This window comes from Pseudomonas sp. Z4-7 (assembly GCF_051131965.1).
Lineage (GTDB): Bacteria > Pseudomonadota > Gammaproteobacteria > Pseudomonadales > Pseudomonadaceae > Aquipseudomonas.
Map to the genome: position 1 here is coordinate 1,427,395 of NZ_CP071642.1, position 17,191 is coordinate 1,444,585.

The following is a 17,191-nucleotide window of genomic DNA, read 5'->3' on the forward strand; positions in this document are numbered from 1 at the left end:
GGGGCTGCTTTGCAGCCCAGCGGGAGCAAGCTCCCTCGCCACAGGCCCTGCGTTGTTTCAGGACAGAGTAAATCGATAGCTACGCAACAATCTGTTCGATAAACGAACACTCTGTCGATTATCGGATTGTTTGGCGTTTTTCCCCAGCTTAATCTTCAGTCACCCAGGCGCTGGACCTCGCGCCTCTTTTTCATGTCGATCTACTGGATAACGGGAGCCTGCCCCATGGCTGAAATCCTTTCGCTGCACGACGCGGTGAAGCAGTTCGTCAACGACGGCGATACCGTCGCGCTCGAAGGCTTCACGCACCTGATCCCGACGGCGGCGGGTCATGAAATCATTCGTCAGGGCAAGAAGGACCTGACCCTGGTGCGCATGACGCCTGACTTGATTTACGACCAGTTGATCGGTGCCGGTTGTGCTCGCAAGCTGATTTTTTCCTGGGGCGGAAATCCAGGCGTGGGTTCCTTGCACCGGCTGCGCGATGCGGTCGAAAAGCAATGGCCGCATCCGCTGGAAATCGAGGAGCACAGCCACGCCGACCTGGCCAATGCCTACGTTGCCGGCGCCTCCGGCCTGCCGTTCGCAGTACTTCGGGCCTACGCCGGCTCCGACCTGCCGAAGGTCAATCCGCTGATCAAGAGCGTCACCTGTCCCTTCACCGGGGAAGTGCTTGCCGCCGTGCCGTCGGTGCGACCGGACATTACCGTGATCCACGCACAGAAGGCCGACCGCAAGGGCAACGTGTTGCTGTGGGGCATCCTCGGTGTGCAGAAAGAAGCGGCCCTGGCGGCCAAGCGTTGCATCGTCACCGTGGAAGAAATCGTCGACGACCTGAACGCGCCGATGAATGCCTGCGTGCTGCCAACCTGGGCCTTGAGCGCGGTATGTCATGTACCGGGTGGCGCGCATCCGTCCTACGCTCACGGCTACACCGAGCGTGACAATCGTTTCTACCAGGCGTGGGATCCTATCGCCCGGGACCGTGAGATATTTACCGCATGGATTGACGAGTACATCCATGGCACCAGGGACTTCAGTGAATTCCAGGCCCGGCTGGCGGCCGCTTCGCAGGTGAAACCATGACCTATTCCACCACTGAGATGATGACCGTCGCCGCGGCCCGTCGGCTGAAGAACAACGCCGTGTGTTTCGTCGGCATCGGCCTGCCGTCGAAAGCGGCCAACCTGGCGCGGCTGACTTCGTCGCCTGATGTCGTCCTGATCTACGAATCCGGTCCGATCGGCGCCAAGCCCAGCGTATTGCCGCTGTCCATCGGCGACGGTGAACTGGCGGAAACCGCGGACACCGTCGTACCCACCGGTGAGATTTTTCGCTACTGGCTGCAGGGCGGGCGCATCGACGTCGGCTTTCTCGGCGCGGCCCAGGTGGACCGTTTCGGCAACATCAACACCACGGTGGTCGGCGATTATCATCAGCCGAAAGTCCGCTTGCCGGGTGCCGGTGGCGCGCCGGAAATTGCCGGCTCGGCGAAAAGTGTGCTGATCATCCTCAAGCAATCGGCGCGTTCGTTTGTCGACAAGCTGGACTTCATCACCTCGGTCGGTCACGGCGAAGGCGGTGATTCGCGCAAACGCCTTGGCCTGCCGGGCGCTGGCCCCGTAGGGATCATCACTGACCTGTGCATCATGGAACCGGAAGCCGGCAGCCATGAGTTCGTGGTCACTTCGCTGCACCCCGGGGTGACCCGTGAGCAGGTCATCGCCGCCACCGGCTGGGCGATCCGTTTCGCCGACCAGGTGCAGACCACCGCCGAACCGACCGAGGTCGAGTTGCGCGCATTGCGCGACCTTGAGGCCCGTACCGCTGCGGCCCACGGCCAGACTCCAGGAGAAGCCTGAATGCGCGACGTTTTCATCTGTGATGCGATTCGAACCCCCATCGGCCGGTTCGGCGGCAGCCTGTCCGCAGTGCGTGCCGATGACCTGGCGGCCGTGCCGATCAAGGCGCTGATGGAACGCAACCCATCGGTGGACTGGCGCGCGGTGGACGAAGTGTTCCTCGGCTGCGCCAACCAGGCCGGTGAAGACAACCGCAACGTCGCGCGCATGGCCTTGTTGCTGGCCGGTCTGCCGGAGAGCATCCCCGGCGTGACCGTCAACCGCCTCTGCGCCTCGGGCATGGACGCCATCGGCACGGCGTTTCGTGCCATTGCCAGCGGCGAAATGGAGCTGGCCATCGCCGGCGGCGTCGAATCGATGTCCCGCGCGCCGTTCGTGATGGGCAAGGCCGATGCGGCGTTCTCACGCAACATGAAGCTGGAGGACACGACCATTGGTTGGCGCTTCATCAACCCGCTGATGAAAGCCCGGTACGGCGTTGATGCAATGCCGCAGACCGCTGATAACGTGGCGGATGACTACGCGGTGTCCCGCGCTGATCAAGACGCCTTTGCCGTGCGCAGCCAGCAGCGTGCGGCGGCGGCCCAGGCGGCGGGATTTTTTGCCGAGGAAATCGTGCCGGTTCGCATCGCCCACAAAAAGGGCGAAACGGTGGTCGAGCAGGACGAGCATCCACGCGCTGACACCACGTTGGAAACCTTGGGCCGACTCAAACCGGTCAACGGCCCGGACAAGACCGTGACCGCCGGCAACGCCTCGGGCGTGAATGACGGGGCCGCGGCGCTGATCCTCGCGTCCGCCGAAGCGGTGAAGAAACACGGCCTGACCCCCAAGGCCAGAGTGCTGGGCATGGCCAGCGCCGGCGTCGCGCCACGGGTGATGGGCATCGGCCCGGTGCCGGCGGTGCGCAAACTGACTGAGCGCCTGGGCCTGGCGGTCGCCGATTTTGACGTGATCGAGCTCAACGAAGCCTTTGCCAGCCAGGGCCTGGCGGTGTTGCGCGATCTTGGGCTGGCGGACGATGCACCGCACGTCAATCCGAACGGTGGCGCCATTGCCTTGGGCCATCCACTGGGCATGAGCGGGGCGCGGCTGGTAATGACAGCGCTGCATCATCTGGAAAAGACCGGCGGCAAGAAAGGCCTGGCGACCATGTGCGTTGGCGTCGGCCAAGGTCTGGCACTGGCTATCGAACGCGTCTGACGGGTCGTCCTACCAATAAGAAACCGAGGAATGCTGCATGACTGACAAGCCTGGTTACCGTCGCCCTCAAGCGGGCACTCAGCCGGAGTATCTGCACCCGCCGTACCAGTCCACCAACCTGCGCTCGCCGTCCAAGCCGTTGGTGTACCTGCCCCATTCATTGTCGGAAATCACCGGGCCGACCGTAGGTGCTGATCGTCTTCAGGAGAAGGACCATGACCTGACCGCCCAGCATGCCGGTGAGCCGCTCGGTGAACGGATCATCATTCACGGGCGCGTGCTCGATGAGCACGGCGAGCCGGTGCCGGGCATCCTGATCGAGATCTGGCAGGCCAACGCCGCCGGTCGCTACAACCACGACCGTGACAACCACGATGCGCCGCTGGACCCGAACTTCACCGGCACCGGTCGCACCGTGACCGATGCCGATGGCGGGTATCAGTTCCAGACCATCAAGCCCGGCGCCTATCCGTGGGGCAACCACCACAACGCCTGGCGCCCGGCGCATATCCATTTTTCATTGTTCGGGCCGAGCATCCTGACGCGCCTGGTCACGCAGATGTATTTCCCCGGTGATCCGTTGCTGGAATACGACCCGATCTACAACTGCGTGCCGGACGCCCGGGCCAAGGAACGCTTGATCGCCAGTTTCGACCTGGAAAAAACCATTCCTCACTACGCCCTCGGTTATCGCTGGGACATCGTCTTGCGCGGCCGCGAAGCCACGCCGATGGAGAAATAAGATGACGCTCAACGCCACTACGTCCCACACCGTCGGCCCTTACTACCACATCGGCCTGACGTGGCTGAACCGCGAAGACCTGACCGACGCCCAGACGCTCGGCCAGCGCGTGGCGATCACCGGGCAAGTGATCGACGGCAACGGCCAGTTCGTCAACGACGCCATGCTGGAAGTCTGGCAGGCCAACGCCGCCGGTAAATACGCTCACCCGGAAGACGATCAGGAAAAACCGCTGGACCCGCATTTCGACGGTTTCGGCCGGGTGCCAGTGGATGCCGAAGGGCGGTTCCGCTTCACCACCATCAAGCCGGGCACCGTGCCGGGGTTGGGCGGTACGACCCAGGCGCCGCATCTCGTTGTACTGGTGTTCGCCCGCGGGTTGGTCAAGCATCTGTTGACGCGCATCTATTTCGCCGACGAACCCGCCAACGAAGCTGACCCGTTGCTGGCCTGCGTACCCGAGGAGCGTCGCGACACCATCGTGGCCAGGCCCGATGCATCGGGTGTTTACCAGTGGAACGTGATTCTCCAGGGCACGGATGCCGAGACAGTGTTCTTCGATTACTGAGTGAAAACCCCCGTGGCGAGGGAGCTTGCTCCCGCTGGCTTGCGCAGCAAGCCCATGGCAGGCGACGCGGTGCATCCAAAACAGCGCCGGGCCTGGTTTTGCGACTGCTGCGCAGCCGAGCGGGAGCAAGCTCCCTCGCCACAGGTGGCAAGACTGTGGAACGGGAGTGTTACGAAGTATGTCTAGACTTCGTCAGTCCCCAACGAGTGATTAACCCATGACCACCCCAATCAGCCACTACACCGGCGAAGAACGCAGCAAGCGCATCTTCGCCATCGTCGGTGCCTCATCCGGCAACCTGGTCGAATGGTTCGACTTCTACGTCTATGCGTTCTGCGCGATTTATTTCGCCCCGGCGTTTTTTCCATCGGACAATCCGACGGTGCAACTGGTCAACACGGCGGGGGTATTCGCCGCCGGGTTCCTGATGCGGCCCATTGGCGGCTGGATTTTCGGCCGGGTAGCGGACCGTCACGGGCGCAAGAATTCAATGATGATCTCGGTGATGATGATGTGCTTCGGCTCGTTGCTCATCGCCTGCCTGCCCACCTACAAGGACATCGGCGTCTGGGCGCCGGTGCTGCTGCTGTTCGCTCGCCTGCTGCAAGGCCTGTCGGTGGGCGGCGAGTACGGCACTACCGCGACCTACATGAGCGAAGTCGCTCTCAAGGGGCAACGCGGCTTTTTTGCCTCGTTCCAGTACGTGACGCTGATCGGCGGACAACTTTTGGCAGTGTCGCTGGTGGTGATCCTGCAGCAGTTTCTCAGCGAAGACGAACTGCGCGCTTACGGTTGGCGAATCCCGTTCGTGGTGGGCGCCGCCGCGGCGTTGATTTCCCTGTTCCTGCGCCGGTCCTTGAAGGAAACCACCAGCAAGGAAATGCGCGAAAACAAAGACGCTGGCAGCATCGCCGCGTTGTTTCGCGATCACAAGGCGGCGTTCATCACCGTGCTGGGCTACACCGCCGGCGGTTCGCTGATTTTCTATACCTTCACCACTTACATGCAGAAGTACCTGGTGAACACCGCCGGCCTGCATGCCAAGACCGCCAGTTACATCATGACCGGTGCGCTGTTTCTCTACATGTGCATGCAACCGCTGTTCGGCATGCTCGCGGACAAGATCGGCCGGCGTAACTCCATGCTCTGGTTCGGCGGGCTGGGGGCGTTGTGCACCGTGCCGATCCTGCTGACGCTCAAAAGCACCAGCAACCCGTTCCTGGCGTTTGTCCTGATCACTTTCGCCTTGGCGATCGTCAGCCTCTACACCTCCATCAGCGGTCTGGTGAAAGCCGAAATGTTTCCACCAGAAGTGCGGGCGCTGGGAGTAGGGTTGGCCTATGCGGTGGCGAACGCGATTTTTGGCGGTTCGGCCGAGTACGTTGCCTTGAGCCTGAAAGCCCAGGGCGTGGAAAACGCTTTTTATTGGTATGTCACGGTGATGATGGTCGTTGCGTTCCTGTTCAGCCTGCGGCTGCCAAAACAACCGGCGTATTTGCACCACGATCTTTAAGGCTTGGTTGATTCATTGTGGCGAGGGGATATCTGGCCATAGAGGCATCCATTTTTCGAAGGACTGTTTATGAGCGAACGACCGGGCAATCAGCTGTTCGATGCCTACTTCACCGCCCGCGACATGCGCGAAGTGTTCTGCGATGCGGGGCGTGTGCAGGCGATGCTCGACTTTGAGGCGGCGCTGGCCCGGGCCGAGGCGCGGGTTGGGCTGATCCCCCAGGAGGCGGTGGCGCCGATCGGGAATGCCTGTCGCGCCCAGCTGTACGACTTTTCAGCGTTGAGCGAAGCGATTGCCAGTGCCGGCAATTCTGCGATCCCGCTGGTCAAGGCGTTGGGCAAGCGCATCGCTGCCGAGAGCGCCGAGGCCGAACGCTACGTGCACTTGGGCGCAACCAGCCAGGACGTGATGGACAGTGGCTTGGTGCTGCAACTGCGCCAGGCGCTCGGACTGATCGAAGGTGAACTGGCGCAACTGGCCGTCACCCTGGCTCGACAAGCCGAACGTTACGCCGCCACGCCGCTGGCCGGGCGCACCTGGCTGCAACACGCCACGCCGGTCACCCTGGGGATGAAAATCGCCGGCTGGCTGGGGGCCGTCACGCGCAGTCGCCAGCGCTTGCGGGAACTCAAGCCGCGCCTGTTGGTACTGCAATTGGGCGGCGCCTCCGGGACCCTCGCCGCCCTGGGGAAGCAGGCGCTGCCGGTGGCCGAAGCCTTGGCCGCCGAGCTGCAACTGAACCTGCCGGAGCAGCCTTGGCACACCCAGCGCGATCGCTTGGTGGAGTTCGGCGCGGTGCTGGGCTTGATTGCCGGCAGCCTGGGCAAACTGGGGCGCGACGTCAGCCTGTTGATGCAGACCGAGGCAGGCGAGGCGTTCGAACCTTCGGCACCGGGCAAGGGCGGTTCGTCGACCATGCCTCACAAGCGCAACCCGGTGGGCGCGGCGGTGTTGATCGGCGCTGCGACGCGGGTGCCCGGCTTGTTGTCGACGCTGTTCAGCGCCATGCCCCAGGAACATGAGCGCAGCCTCGGCCTGTGGCACGCCGAATGGGAAACCCTGCCGGACATCTGCTGCCTGGTGTCCGGCGCGCTGCAACAGGCGCGACTGCTGGCCGAAGGGCTGGAAGTGGATACGGCGCGCATGGCCCGCAACCTGGAACTGACCCAAGGGCTGGTGCTGGCCGAAGCCGTCAGCATCGTCCTGGCCCAGCGGGTGGGTCGCGACACCGCGCATCATCTGCTGGAGCAATGCTGCAAGCGCGCGGTTGCCGAACAACGGCATTTGCGCGAGGTGCTGGGGGACGAACCCCAGGTCACCGCGCAGTTATCCGCGACCGAGCTTGATCATCTGCTCGATCCGGCTCACTACCTCGGACAAGCCCAGGCCTGGGTTGCCCGAGCGGTGGCCGAACACCTTGCCTTGAATGCCTGAAAGGAGATTGTTGTGGGATTGGTCAAACTCGCCGAGGGCGATCTGAGCTATTGTTTTGATGAGCGGCGATTGGACAGGCCGCAGGACGCCCCGGTGCTGGTGCTCTCCAACTCTTTGGGTACCGATTTGCATATGTGGGACGAGCAGGTCGCGGCGTTCAGTGAACACTTTCGGGTCTTGCGTTTCGACACCCGTGGTCACGGCCGGTCGCTGGTCACTGAAGGCCCCTACAGCATCGAACAGCTGGGCCGCGACGTGCTGGCGATGCTTGATGCGCTGGACATCGACAAGGTGCATTTCTGCGGCCTTTCGATGGGTGGCCTGATCGGGCAATGGCTGGGAATCAACGCCGGCGAGCGCCTGCACAAACTGGTGGTATGCAACACCGCCGCGAAGATTGGCGACCCTTCGATGTGGAACCCGCGCATCGAAACCGTGCTGCGTGATGGCAAGGCGGCGATGGTGGCGTTGCGTGATGCGTCGATTGCCCGCTGGTTCACGTCGGATTTCGCCAAGGCCCATCCGGCGAAGGCGGAAAAAATTACCGACATGCTGGCGGCGACCTCGCCCCAAGGCTATGCGGCCAACTGCGCCGCAGTACGCGACGCCGATTTTCGTGAGCAGCTATCGCTGATCCGTGTGCCACTGCTGGTGATCGCTGGCACCGAAGATGCCGTGACGCCGCCAGCGGGCGGACGTTTTATCCAAGAGCGGGTCGAGGGTGCCGAATACGCCGAGTTTCATGCAGCGCACTTGTCCAATGTCCAGGCCGGCGCCGCGTTCAGCGCGCGGGTACTGGATTTCCTGCTTGATACTGGCCGCGCCTGAGGAGTTTTCAGTGGACGAGAAACAACGTTACGACGAAGGCATGCAAGTACGCCGCGCAGTGCTGGGCGATGCCCACGTCGACCGCAGCCTCAATGCCTTGACCGAATTCAACAGCGAATTCCAGGAGATGATCACTCGCCACGCCTGGGGCGACATCTGGACCCGCCCGGGCTTGCCGCGCCATACCCGCAGCCTGATCACCATCGCCATGCTGATCGGCATGAACCGCAACGAGGAACTCAAGCTGCACCTGCGCGCCGCCGCCAACAACGGCGTGAGCCGCAGCGAGATCAAGGAAGTGATCATGCAGAGCGCCATCTACTGCGGCATCCCGGCGGCCAATGCCACCTTCCACCTGGCCGAATCCGTCTGGGATGAACTGGGCACCGAATCACGAACTTGAGGGATGACTTCATCCCTGTGAGAGCGGGCTTGCTCGCGAAGGCGGTGGTTCAGCCAGCACTCATGTTGGATGTGCCCACGCCTTCGCGAGCAAGCTCGCTCCCACATTGGATCTTCGGTGAGCACAAGTTTTTTGCTCGGCACTGATCCCCTGTGGGAGCGAGCTTGCTCGCGATGGCGGTGGTACAGCCACCATCCATGTTTGGCTTTTTACAACAAGCTGATCGGATAGCTGACAATCAACCGGTTCTCATCGAACTCATTGGTATTGAAGTCCCGGCGCATCGTCGAGTTGCGCCACTTCACGTTGAGACTCTTCAGCGCACCGCTCTGCACGGTATAAGCCAGCTCGGTCTCGCGGCCCCATTCCTTACCGTCATCGACGGTGGCGGTGTGCACGTTGTCACCGCTGATATAGCGGTTCATCAGGGTCAGGCCCGGCACGCCGACGGCGGCGAAGTTGAAGTCGTGGCGCAACTGCCAGGATTTTTCCTTGGCGTTGTCATAGCTGGAGTTGTAGCTGTCGTTCGCCAGGGTGCCGCCGCTGGTGCCGTTGACGCGCATCCAGGCATCATCGCCGCCGACTTTCTGCAGGCCGACATAGAAGGTGTTGCCACCGTATTTGGCCGAGAGCATGGCGAACGCGGTCTTGTTATCCAGGTCGCCCGCCAGGGCGCTGCCATCTTCCTTGCCGGTGAAGTAGCCCAGGTTGGCGCCCAGGGTCCAGTCGCCCATGGGTTGGCTGTGGGTCAGGTTGAAATATTGCTGCTGGTAGATGTCGGACAGTTCCGCGTACCAGACACCGACCTGGGTGCGTTTTTCGTTGAAGGCGTATTCGCCGCCGCCGAAGTTGAAACGGTCGGAAGTGAAGGCACCGCGGCCGTTCATCGACATGTCTTCCATGCTCGCGTCGTTGCGCGGGCTGTTGCCACGGAACTGACCGCCATAGAGGCTCAGGCCGGTGATCTCGGTGGAAGTGACCTGGCCGCCCTGGAAGGTTTGCGGCAGGGAGCGACCGTCGTCGGAACGCAGGATCGGCAGCACCGGCATCCACTCGCCGACTTTCAGCTCGGTCTTCGAAACCTTGGCCTTGAGGGCCACGCCCAAACGGCCGAAGTCATCGGCCGGGCGACCGTCGTCGTGCACCGGCAGCAACTGGGTGCCGGCGGTGCCACGACCGCCGTCGAGCTTGACCGAGTACAGGCCGAGCACGTCCACGCCGAAACCGACCGTGCCTTGGGTGAAACCGGACTTGGCGTCGAGGATGAAGCTTTGAGTCCATTCCTCGGCCTTGCCCTGGGCGGCGGCGTCGTTGGTGAAGTTGCGGTTGAAGTAGAAGTTACGCAGGTTCAGCGTGGCCTTGGCGTCCTCGACGAACCCCGATTCCGCTGACGACACTGGCAATGCTACACCGGACAGCGCGACGGCAATGAGGCTGGGGAAAACTTGCTGTGTGGGTTTCATGGGCGTGTCTCTTGTTTTTCTGTGGACGAAGCGAGTCGTTGCCGCAACCCTTGGGTTGCAGGCGGTACGGTGGGGCTGGACGGTTAAAGTGGCTGAGGATCAGCCGGACGGTGCAGGGCGTAGGAGCATGGCGTCGAACCTGTTGTTATTGGTTTTGTGCGAGCGATGGTGAAGGGCCGCCCGGGATCGGTTCAATTGCGATTTGCGGGTTTCGGGCGATTATCGAACGGCAAAACAAGCGCAATTCCTTGTGGGAGCGGTGTACGCAGATTTGACGAGCGCAGACGACTCGGGTGGGAGCGAGCCTGCTCGCGAAGACGTTGGCACATTCAATATCAGTGCAAGCTGATCCAATACTTTCGCGAGCAGGCTCGCTCCCACATTGGAATTTGTGTTGGGCTGGGAATCAGGCGCAAACAAAAAGCCCACCTTTCGGTGGGCTTCATGTTTCAGCGCATCAAATCAAAACAACTTTGTCTCCGGCGCTTTCTCCGCGATCGGTTCGCGTTTGCCCGTCTCGGCATTCCAGCCGCCGCCAAGGGCCTTGTACAAATTGACCTCGCTGGTCAGTTGCGCAAGGCGATCGGTGATCAGCGATTGCTGCGCGCTGAACAACTGGCGCTGGGCATCGAGGAAAGTCAGGTTGCTGTCGACGCCGATGCGGTAGCGACGCTCGGCCAGGCGGTAGTAGTCCTGGTTGGCGGCGACGAAGTCGGTCTGTGCCTGCAACTGTTCGTTGTAGGTCTGGCGCGCGGCCAGGCCGTCGGAGACTTCCTGGAACGCGGTCTGGATCGACTGCTCATACTGCGCGACGTTGATGTCTTTCTGGATCTTGGCATAATCCAGGCTTGCCCGCAGGCTGCCGGCGTTGAAGATCGGCAGGTTGATCTGCGGAGCGAAGGTCCAGGTGCCCGAGCCGCCCTTGAACAGGCCGGACAGGTCCGGGCTGAGGGTGCCGGCATTGGCCGTCAGGCTGATGCTTGGGAAGAACGCGGCCCGCGCGGCGCCGATATTGGCGTTGGCGGCGAGCAGGTTGCGTTCGGCCTGGAGGATGTCCGGGCGCCGTTGCAGCAGGTCCGAGGGCAAGCCGGGTGGCACTTCGCTGAGCAGGTCGGCGCTCAGCGGTTGTGTCTGCAGGTTGGTCGGCAGGCCGGTGCCCAGCAACAGGGTCAGGCTGTTTTCGTCCTGGGCCACCTGGCGGGTGTAGCGGGCCAGTTGCACGCGGGCGTTTTCCACCGCCGTACGGGCTTGGCTCAAGTCCAGGGCCGAGGCCACGCCGACTTCGGCGCTGCGCGAGGTCAGCTTCAGGCTTTGCTCATAGGTGCCGAGGGTATCCTGGGTCAACTTGAGCAGTTCCTTGTCGGCCTGCCAGGTCAGGTAAGCGTTGGCGACGTTGGCCACCAGGCTGATCTGGGTGCTGCGGCGGGCTTCTTCGGTGGCGAAGTAGCTTTGCAACGCTTGCTCGCTCAGGCTGCGGACGCGACCGAACAGGTCCAGTTCGTAGGCGCTGATACCCAGCGTCGCCGAGTAGGAGCTGCTGATTGCCGCTTCACCGGTTTGCGAGGCGCGTGCCGGCACCCGCTGGCGGTTGCCGGAGCCGGTGGCCGAGACCGCCGGGAACAGGTCGGCGCGCTGGATGCGGTACTGCGCGGCGTAGGCGTCGATGTTCAGCGCCGCGACGCGCAGGTCGCGGTTGTTTTCCAGGGCGACCTGGATCAGCTGTTGCAGTGCCGGGTCGTGGAAGAACTGTTTCCAGCCCTGCTCGGCGGCGGCCTGGCCGGGTGCTTTGGCCGGCTCATAGGCCGGCCCTTGCGGGTACTGCGCCGCGACCGGTGCTTCGGGCCGCTGATAGTCGGGAATCAGCGAGCATCCGCTGAGCACGACGGCGGCGATGGTCAGGGAAAGTAGCGACTTGCTCATTGGCCAGCCTCTTTAGAAGTTTCAGGAGTGTGGTCCTGGTCGATATTTTTACGCCGACCGATTGACGACACCGTCACGAAGAACAATGGCACCCAGAAGATTGCCAGGATGGTCGCGGTGAGCATACCGCCAATCACCCCGGTACCGATGGCGTGCTGGCTGCCCGAGCCGGCGCCGGTGGAGATGGCCAGCGGCACGACGCCGAGGACGAACGCCAGGGACGTCATGATGATCGGCCGCAGACGCATCCTGCAGGCTTCGATCGCAGCCTCCACCAGAGTCCGGCCCTGTTCATGGAGTTCCTTGGCGAACTCGACGATCAGGATGGCGTTTTTCGCCGCCAGGCCGATGGTCGTCAACAGACCCACCTGGAAGTACACGTCGTTGGACAGGCCGCGCAGGCTGGTGGCCAGCAGGGCACCGATGATCCCCAGCGGCACCACCAGCATGACCGCGATCGGAATCGACCAGCTTTCATACAGCGCCGCCAGGCAGAGGAATACCATCAGCAGCGAGAGCGCGTACAGAGCCGGCGCCTGGGAACCCGACAGGCGTTCCTCGTACGACAGGCCGGTCCAGGAGATGCCGACACCCGCCGGCAGCTTCTGCGCAATGGCCTCGACTTCGGCCATCGCTTCACCCGTGGAATAACCTGGCGCCGGAGCACCGAGGACTTCCATCGCTTCCACGCCGTTGTAACGGGCCAGTTTCGGCGATCCGTAGGTCCACTCGCCCTTGGCGAAGGCGCTGAACGGCACCATGGTCCCGGCGCTGTTGCGCACGTACCATTTGTTCAGGTCCTCCGGGCTCATGCGCGCGTCCGGTCGGCCTTGAACGTAGACGCGTTTCACCCGACCACGGTCGATGAAGTCATTGACATAGTTACTGCCGAGGGCAATCGACAGCGTGTTGTTGATGTCCGAAAGGGTGATGCCCAGTGCACTGGCCTTCTCGTCATCGATGTCCAACTGGTACTGGGGCTCGTCGTTGAGGCCGTTCGGACGCACCTGGGTCAGGACCTTGCTCTGCGAAGCCATGCCCAGGAACTGGTTGCGAGCCTCCATCAGTTTTTCGTGACCGATGCCGGCGCGGTCTTGCAGGAACACGTCGAAACCGGTGGCGTTACCCAATTCCATCACCGCGGGCGGAGCAAAGGCAAACACCATCGCGTCGCGGAACGTGAAGAAGTGCTGCTGGGCGCGGCCGGCGATCTTGAATACGGTGTTGTCGGCGTTTCGCTCTTCCCACGGCTTGAGCATGATGAACGCCATGCCGGAGCTCTGGCCACGACCGGCGAAGTTGAAGCCGGTCACGGTAAACACCGAGGCCACGCCATCCCCTTCACCGCCGTCCTTGCTCGGACGCAGCAGGAACTCACGCATCTTGTCCACCACCACCTGGGTGCGCTCGGCACTGGAGCCGGCCGGTGTCTGCACTTGGGCAAACAGCACGCCCTGGTCTTCTTCCGGCAGGAACGCGGTCGGGATGCGGGTGAACAGCCAGACCATGCCGACCAGAATGATCACGTAGGCCAGCAGGTACGGGGCCTTGTGCTTGAGCATGTTGCCCACGCCACGCTCGTAGCTGCGGACGCCACGGTCGAAGTTGCGGTTGAACCAGCCGAAGAAACCGCGTTTCGGCGTGCCGTGCTCGCCCTTGGGGATTGGCTTGAGCATGGTGGCGCACAGGGCCGGGGTGAAGATCAGGGCAACCAGCACCGACAGAGCCATGGCCGAGACGATGGTGATGGAGAACTGTTTGTAGATCACGCCGGTGGAGCCACCGAAGAACGCCATCGGCAGGAGTACCGCCGACAGCACCAGGGCGATACCCACCAGGGCGCCCTGGATCTGGCCCATGGATTTCTTGGTCGCTTCCTTGGGCGACAGGCCTTCTTCGCTCATCACCCGTTCGACGTTTTCCACCACCACGATGGCATCGTCCACCAGCAAGCCGATGGCCAACACCATGCCGAACATGGTCAGGGTGTTGATGCTGAAACCGAACGCGGCGAGGATCCCGAAAGTACCCAGCAGTACCACCGGCACCGTCATCGTGGTGATGATGGTGGCGCGGAAGTTCTGCAGGAACAGGAACATCACCAGGAACACCAGCGCGACCGCTTCGATCAGGGTTTCAATCACGCCCTTGATCGATTCGCTCACCACTGGCGTGGTGTCGTAGGGGAACACCACCTCCAGGCCTTGCGGGAAGAATGGCTTGAGATCATCGACGGTCTGGCGCAGGGCCTTGGCCGTGTCGAGGGCGTTGGCGCCCGTCGCCAGGCGCACTGCCAGGCCGGAAGCCGGCGCGCCGTTGAACTGAGCGTTGATGCTGTAGTTTTCGCCGCCGAGGGCCACATCGGCGACATCGCCGACGCGCACTTGCGAGCCGTCCGGGTTGACCTTGAGCAGGATCGCCTTGAACTGCTCGGCGGTCTGCAGGCGGGTCTTGCCGATGATGGTGGCGTTCAATTGCTGGCCGGGCAGGGCAGGCAGGCCACCGAGCTGGCCGGACGCGACCTGGACGTTCTGCGCGGAAACCGCGTTGCTCACATCCACCGGGGTCAGGTTGAATTTGTTCAACTTGGCCGGGTCGAGCCAGATCCGCATGGCGTACTGGGCACCGAAGACCTGGAAGTCGCCGACGCCCTTGGTGCGCGAGATCGGGTCCTGCATGTTCGACACGATGTAGTTGGACAGGTCCTCACGAGTCATGCTGCCATCGCGCGAGACCACGCCGATCACCATCAGGAAGTTTCTCACCGACTTGGTCACGCGGATGCCCTGTTGCTGCACTTCCTGCGGCAACAGTGGAGTGGCCAGGTTCAGCTTGTTCTGCACCTGGACCTGCGCGGTATCGGAGTTGGTGCCTTGCTCGAAGGTTGCGGTGATGGTCATGCTGCCGTCGGAGTTACTTTCCGACGACACATAACGCAGGTTGTCGATGCCGTTGAGCTGTTGCTCGATGACCTGCACCACGGTGTCCTGCACGGTTTGTGCGGATGCACCCGGGTAGGTCACCTGGATCGCAATGGCCGGCGGCGCGATGCTCGGGTACTGGTTGATCGGCAACTTGAGGATCGATAGGGCCCCGACCAGCATGATCACCAGGGCAATCACCCAGGCGAAGATCGGACGGTCGATAAAAAATTTCGACATGGTTTACTCCCCTTTGCCGCCGGCGGCTTTGTCAGCTGCCTGAGCGGAGGCCGGGTTCTTTGCGTCAACGTTGGTGGCTTCGGTGGCTTTGACTTCCACCCCTGGCCGTACGTACTGCAACCCTTCGGTGATCAGGCGATCACCGGCCTTGAGGCCGTCTTCGATCAGCCACTGGCTGCCGACGGTACGGCTGGCCTTGAGCTGACGCAGTTCAACCTTGTTGTCCGCGCCCACGACCATCGCAGTCGGCGTACCCTTGAGGTCGCGGGTCACGCCTTGCTGCGGCGCCAGGATTGCGGCGCTGTTCACGCCGGCCTGCAGCTGCGCGTGGACAAACATGCCCGGCAGCAGCGTGTGCTCAGGGTTGGGGAACACGGCGCGCAAGGTCACGGAACCGGTGGTCTGATCGACCGAGACTTCAGAGAACTCCAGCTTGCCTTCATGAGGGTACTGGCTGCCATCTTCCAGAGTCAGCTTGACCATGGCGGCATTATCGCCAGCCTTTTGCAAGCGACCACTTTCCAGCTCCCGGCGCAGGTTCAGCAGCTCGACGGAACTCTGTGTCACGTCGACGTAGATCGGATCGAGTTGCTGGATGGTCGCCAGGGCGTCGGTCTGGCCATTGCTCACCAGCGCACCCTCGGTGACCGAGGAGCGCCCGATGCGACCGGAAATCGGCGCGTAGACCTTGGTGTAGCGCACGTTGATCTGGGCCGTCTGCAGGTTCGCTTCCGACTCAAGGCGGTTGGCCACGGCGGTGTCGTACTCCTGGCGGCTGACGGCCTGCTCGTCGACCAGTTGCTTGTAGCGATCGGCAATCGACTTGGTGGATCGCAGGTTGGCCTCGGCGCTCTTGAGGTTCGCTTCATAGACGGCCGGGTCGATCTGGTACAGCTGCTGGCCGGCCTTGACGTCGGCGCCTTCCTTGAACAGGCGCTTGAGGATAATGCCGTTGACCTGCGGACGCACTTCGGCGACGCGGAACGCACTGGTGCGGCCCGGCAATTCGGAGGTCAGGGTAAAAGGCTGAGTCTTGAGGGTTACGACGCCGACCTGAGGAGGGGGAGGGGCAGGGGCAGCCTCTTCCTTGTTGCATCCGCTGAGCAGCGATGCCAGGGCGATGGCAGTGACCAGAGCGGTAATAGCTGGCTTGAATTGCATGGAAATCCTCGGGTCCAGGCGCGCAACAGGCGCACTCGAAAAGTGGAAGGTTAAAAAATCAGCATTATTCAATTAATAGGTTGCTAAGAAATATACTTACGTACATGGTTGTTTGTAAACAGCCAAATTGCGTACCATCCGTATTTACAAAAGCCTGACAAAGGCCGATGCAGTCCGGGGACGCATTCCGACAGGCACTGCTTCATAGGTTATCCAACCGATCCTTACGCATTGCTTACGCATCCTGATTGAGGTGTTTACTGCCATGGTACGTCGTACCAAAGAAGAAGCCCTGGAGACTCGCAGCCAGATCCTTGAAGCGGCCGAAAAGGCCTTCTTCGAGCGCGGCGTGGCGCGAACCACGCTGGCCGACATCGCGACGCTGGCCGGTGTGACGCGTGGTGCGATCTACTGGCATTTCAGCAACAAGGCGGATTTGCTCCAGGCCATGCTCGATACCTTGCATGAGCCGCTCGATGAGCTGGCCCGCGCCAGCGAAAGCGAGGAGGAACTCGACCCGCTGGGGTGCGTGCGCAAGCTGCTGGTGAGGTTGTTCCAACAAGTGGCCCTGGACCCGAAAACCCGCCGCATTAATGAGATTCTGTTCCATAAGTGCGAATTCACCGATGAAATGTGCGACTTGCGCCAGCAGCGGCGCGAGGTCAGCCTTGACTGTAACGTGCGCATCGCGCTGTCCCTGCGCAATGCAATGAAGCGTGGGCAGATGCCGGATGACCTGGATCCCGAGAGGGCTGCGGTGGCTATCCATGCCTATATCGACGGGATCCTGTATCAGTGGCTGCTGGCGCCGGACAGCTTCGCCCTGGCCGGTGAGGCGGAGCGCTGGGTGGATATCGGGTTGGACATGCTGCGCCTGAGCCCTAACCTGCGCAAATGAAACAAAGTGTGCAATTGCGACCGGTTATGTCAATG

General features: G+C 62.3%; 14 protein-coding genes. 10 read left to right on the forward strand and 4 right to left on the reverse strand.

All coding sequences use genetic code 11. The features are described from left to right. The first annotated feature begins 225 nt into the window (after window positions 1-225). From J3P91_RS06235 to pcaC, 9 genes are all read left to right on the forward strand, one after another. Window positions 226-1,086: a CoA transferase subunit A gene (locus J3P91_RS06235; protein WP_434603008.1), complete on the forward strand. Its 861-nt coding sequence runs from the start codon at window positions 226-228 to the stop codon at window positions 1,084-1,086. Continuing rightward, entirely contained in the window at window positions 1,083-1,862 is a 780-nt protein-coding gene (locus tag J3P91_RS06240) for a CoA-transferase subunit beta (RefSeq protein WP_434603009.1), read from the forward strand. The genes J3P91_RS06235 and J3P91_RS06240 overlap by 4 nt, the downstream gene beginning before the upstream one ends. Further along, complete coding sequence (pcaF, locus tag J3P91_RS06245) at window positions 1,863-3,065, forward strand: 3-oxoadipyl-CoA thiolase (protein WP_434603010.1); 1,203 nt, start codon at window positions 1,863-1,865, stop codon at window positions 3,063-3,065. It abuts the gene before it with no gap. A gap of 37 nt (window positions 3,066-3,102) precedes the next feature. Next, complete coding sequence (pcaH, locus tag J3P91_RS06250) at window positions 3,103-3,807, forward strand: protocatechuate 3,4-dioxygenase subunit beta (protein WP_434603011.1); 705 nt, start codon at window positions 3,103-3,105, stop codon at window positions 3,805-3,807. A gap of 1 nt (window position 3,808) precedes the next feature. Further along, window positions 3,809-4,375 (forward strand): protocatechuate 3,4-dioxygenase subunit alpha, encoded by a 567-nt coding sequence (gene pcaG / locus J3P91_RS06255; protein WP_434603012.1) that lies wholly within the window; start codon window positions 3,809-3,811, stop codon window positions 4,373-4,375. 217 nt (window positions 4,376-4,592) lie between these two features. After that, the gene (locus J3P91_RS06260; RefSeq protein WP_434603013.1) at window positions 4,593-5,888 is read left to right on the forward strand and encodes an MFS family transporter; all 1,296 of its coding nucleotides are present in this window, start codon (window positions 4,593-4,595) and stop codon (window positions 5,886-5,888) included. A 69-nt stretch (window positions 5,889-5,957) separates the two neighbouring features. Beyond that, on the forward strand, window positions 5,958-7,322 hold the full coding sequence (locus tag J3P91_RS06265) for a 3-carboxy-cis,cis-muconate cycloisomerase (protein WP_434603014.1): 1,365 nt from the start codon (window positions 5,958-5,960) through the stop codon (window positions 7,320-7,322). A 12-nt stretch (window positions 7,323-7,334) separates the two neighbouring features. Further along, window positions 7,335-8,150 carry a 3-oxoadipate enol-lactonase gene (gene pcaD, locus J3P91_RS06270; protein ID WP_434603015.1) on the forward strand — a complete coding sequence of 272 codons (816 nt, stop codon included), beginning with the start codon at window positions 7,335-7,337 and terminating at the stop codon, window positions 8,148-8,150. A 10-nt stretch (window positions 8,151-8,160) separates the two neighbouring features. Next, the gene (gene pcaC / locus J3P91_RS06275; RefSeq protein ID WP_305496270.1) at window positions 8,161-8,553 is read left to right on the forward strand and encodes a 4-carboxymuconolactone decarboxylase; all 393 of its coding nucleotides are present in this window, start codon (window positions 8,161-8,163) and stop codon (window positions 8,551-8,553) included. 209 nt (window positions 8,554-8,762) lie between these two features. On the opposite strand, the gene J3P91_RS06280 is transcribed toward pcaC, so the two are convergent. The 4 genes from J3P91_RS06280 to J3P91_RS06295 all read right to left on the reverse strand — a co-directional run bounded on the left by J3P91_RS06280 (window position 8,763) and on the right by J3P91_RS06295 (window position 16,258). After that, the gene (locus J3P91_RS06280; RefSeq protein ID WP_434603016.1) at window positions 8,763-10,016 is read right to left on the reverse strand and encodes an OprD family porin; all 1,254 of its coding nucleotides are present in this window, start codon (window positions 10,014-10,016) and stop codon (window positions 8,763-8,765) included. 462 nt (window positions 10,017-10,478) lie between these two features. Beyond that, window positions 10,479-11,936 carry an AdeC/AdeK/OprM family multidrug efflux complex outer membrane factor gene (adeC, locus tag J3P91_RS06285; protein WP_434569536.1) on the reverse strand — a complete coding sequence of 486 codons (1,458 nt, stop codon included), beginning with the start codon at window positions 11,934-11,936 and terminating at the stop codon, window positions 10,479-10,481. After that, window positions 11,933-15,097: an efflux RND transporter permease subunit EmhB gene (emhB, locus tag J3P91_RS06290; protein ID WP_434569535.1), complete on the reverse strand. Its 3,165-nt coding sequence runs from the start codon at window positions 15,095-15,097 to the stop codon at window positions 11,933-11,935. Before emhB ends, adeC begins: the two co-directional genes overlap by 4 nt. A gap of 3 nt (window positions 15,098-15,100) precedes the next feature. After that, window positions 15,101-16,258, reverse strand: coding sequence for an efflux RND transporter periplasmic adaptor subunit (locus tag J3P91_RS06295; protein WP_434603017.1), 1,158 nt, complete (start codon window positions 16,256-16,258; stop codon window positions 15,101-15,103). Between the two features lie 265 nt (window positions 16,259-16,523). On the opposite strand from J3P91_RS06295, the gene J3P91_RS06300 reads away from it, so the two are divergent. Beyond that, complete coding sequence (locus tag J3P91_RS06300) at window positions 16,524-17,156, forward strand: TetR family transcriptional regulator (protein WP_305496265.1); 633 nt, start codon at window positions 16,524-16,526, stop codon at window positions 17,154-17,156. Window positions 17,157-17,191: the final 35 nt, after the last annotated feature.

Bases quoted from the DNA above. Each gene is read 5' to 3' on its own strand.
- J3P91_RS06265 (WP_434603014.1), top strand. From the start codon at position 5,958: ATGAGCGAACGACCGGGCAATCAGCTGTTCGATGCCTACTTCACCGCC.
- J3P91_RS06235 (WP_434603008.1), top strand. From the start codon at position 226: ATGGCTGAAATCCTTTCGCTGCACGACGCGGTGAAGCAGTTCGTCAAC.
- pcaH (WP_434603011.1), top strand. From the start codon at position 3,103: ATGACTGACAAGCCTGGTTACCGTCGCCCTCAAGCGGGCACTCAGCCG.
- J3P91_RS06280 (WP_434603016.1), bottom strand. From the start codon at position 10,016: ATGAAACCCACACAGCAAGTTTTCCCCAGCCTCATTGCCGTCGCGCTG.
- J3P91_RS06240 (WP_434603009.1), top strand. From the start codon at position 1,083: ATGACCTATTCCACCACTGAGATGATGACCGTCGCCGCGGCCCGTCGG.
- emhB (WP_434569535.1), bottom strand. From the start codon at position 15,097: ATGTCGAAATTTTTTATCGACCGTCCGATCTTCGCCTGGGTGATTGCC.
- adeC (WP_434569536.1), bottom strand. From the start codon at position 11,936: ATGAGCAAGTCGCTACTTTCCCTGACCATCGCCGCCGTCGTGCTCAGC.
- J3P91_RS06295 (WP_434603017.1), bottom strand. From the start codon at position 16,258: ATGCAATTCAAGCCAGCTATTACCGCTCTGGTCACTGCCATCGCCCTG.
- pcaF (WP_434603010.1), top strand. From the start codon at position 1,863: ATGCGCGACGTTTTCATCTGTGATGCGATTCGAACCCCCATCGGCCGG.
- J3P91_RS06300 (WP_305496265.1), top strand. From the start codon at position 16,524: ATGGTACGTCGTACCAAAGAAGAAGCCCTGGAGACTCGCAGCCAGATC.
- J3P91_RS06260 (WP_434603013.1), top strand. From the start codon at position 4,593: ATGACCACCCCAATCAGCCACTACACCGGCGAAGAACGCAGCAAGCGC.
- pcaG (WP_434603012.1), top strand. From the start codon at position 3,809: ATGACGCTCAACGCCACTACGTCCCACACCGTCGGCCCTTACTACCAC.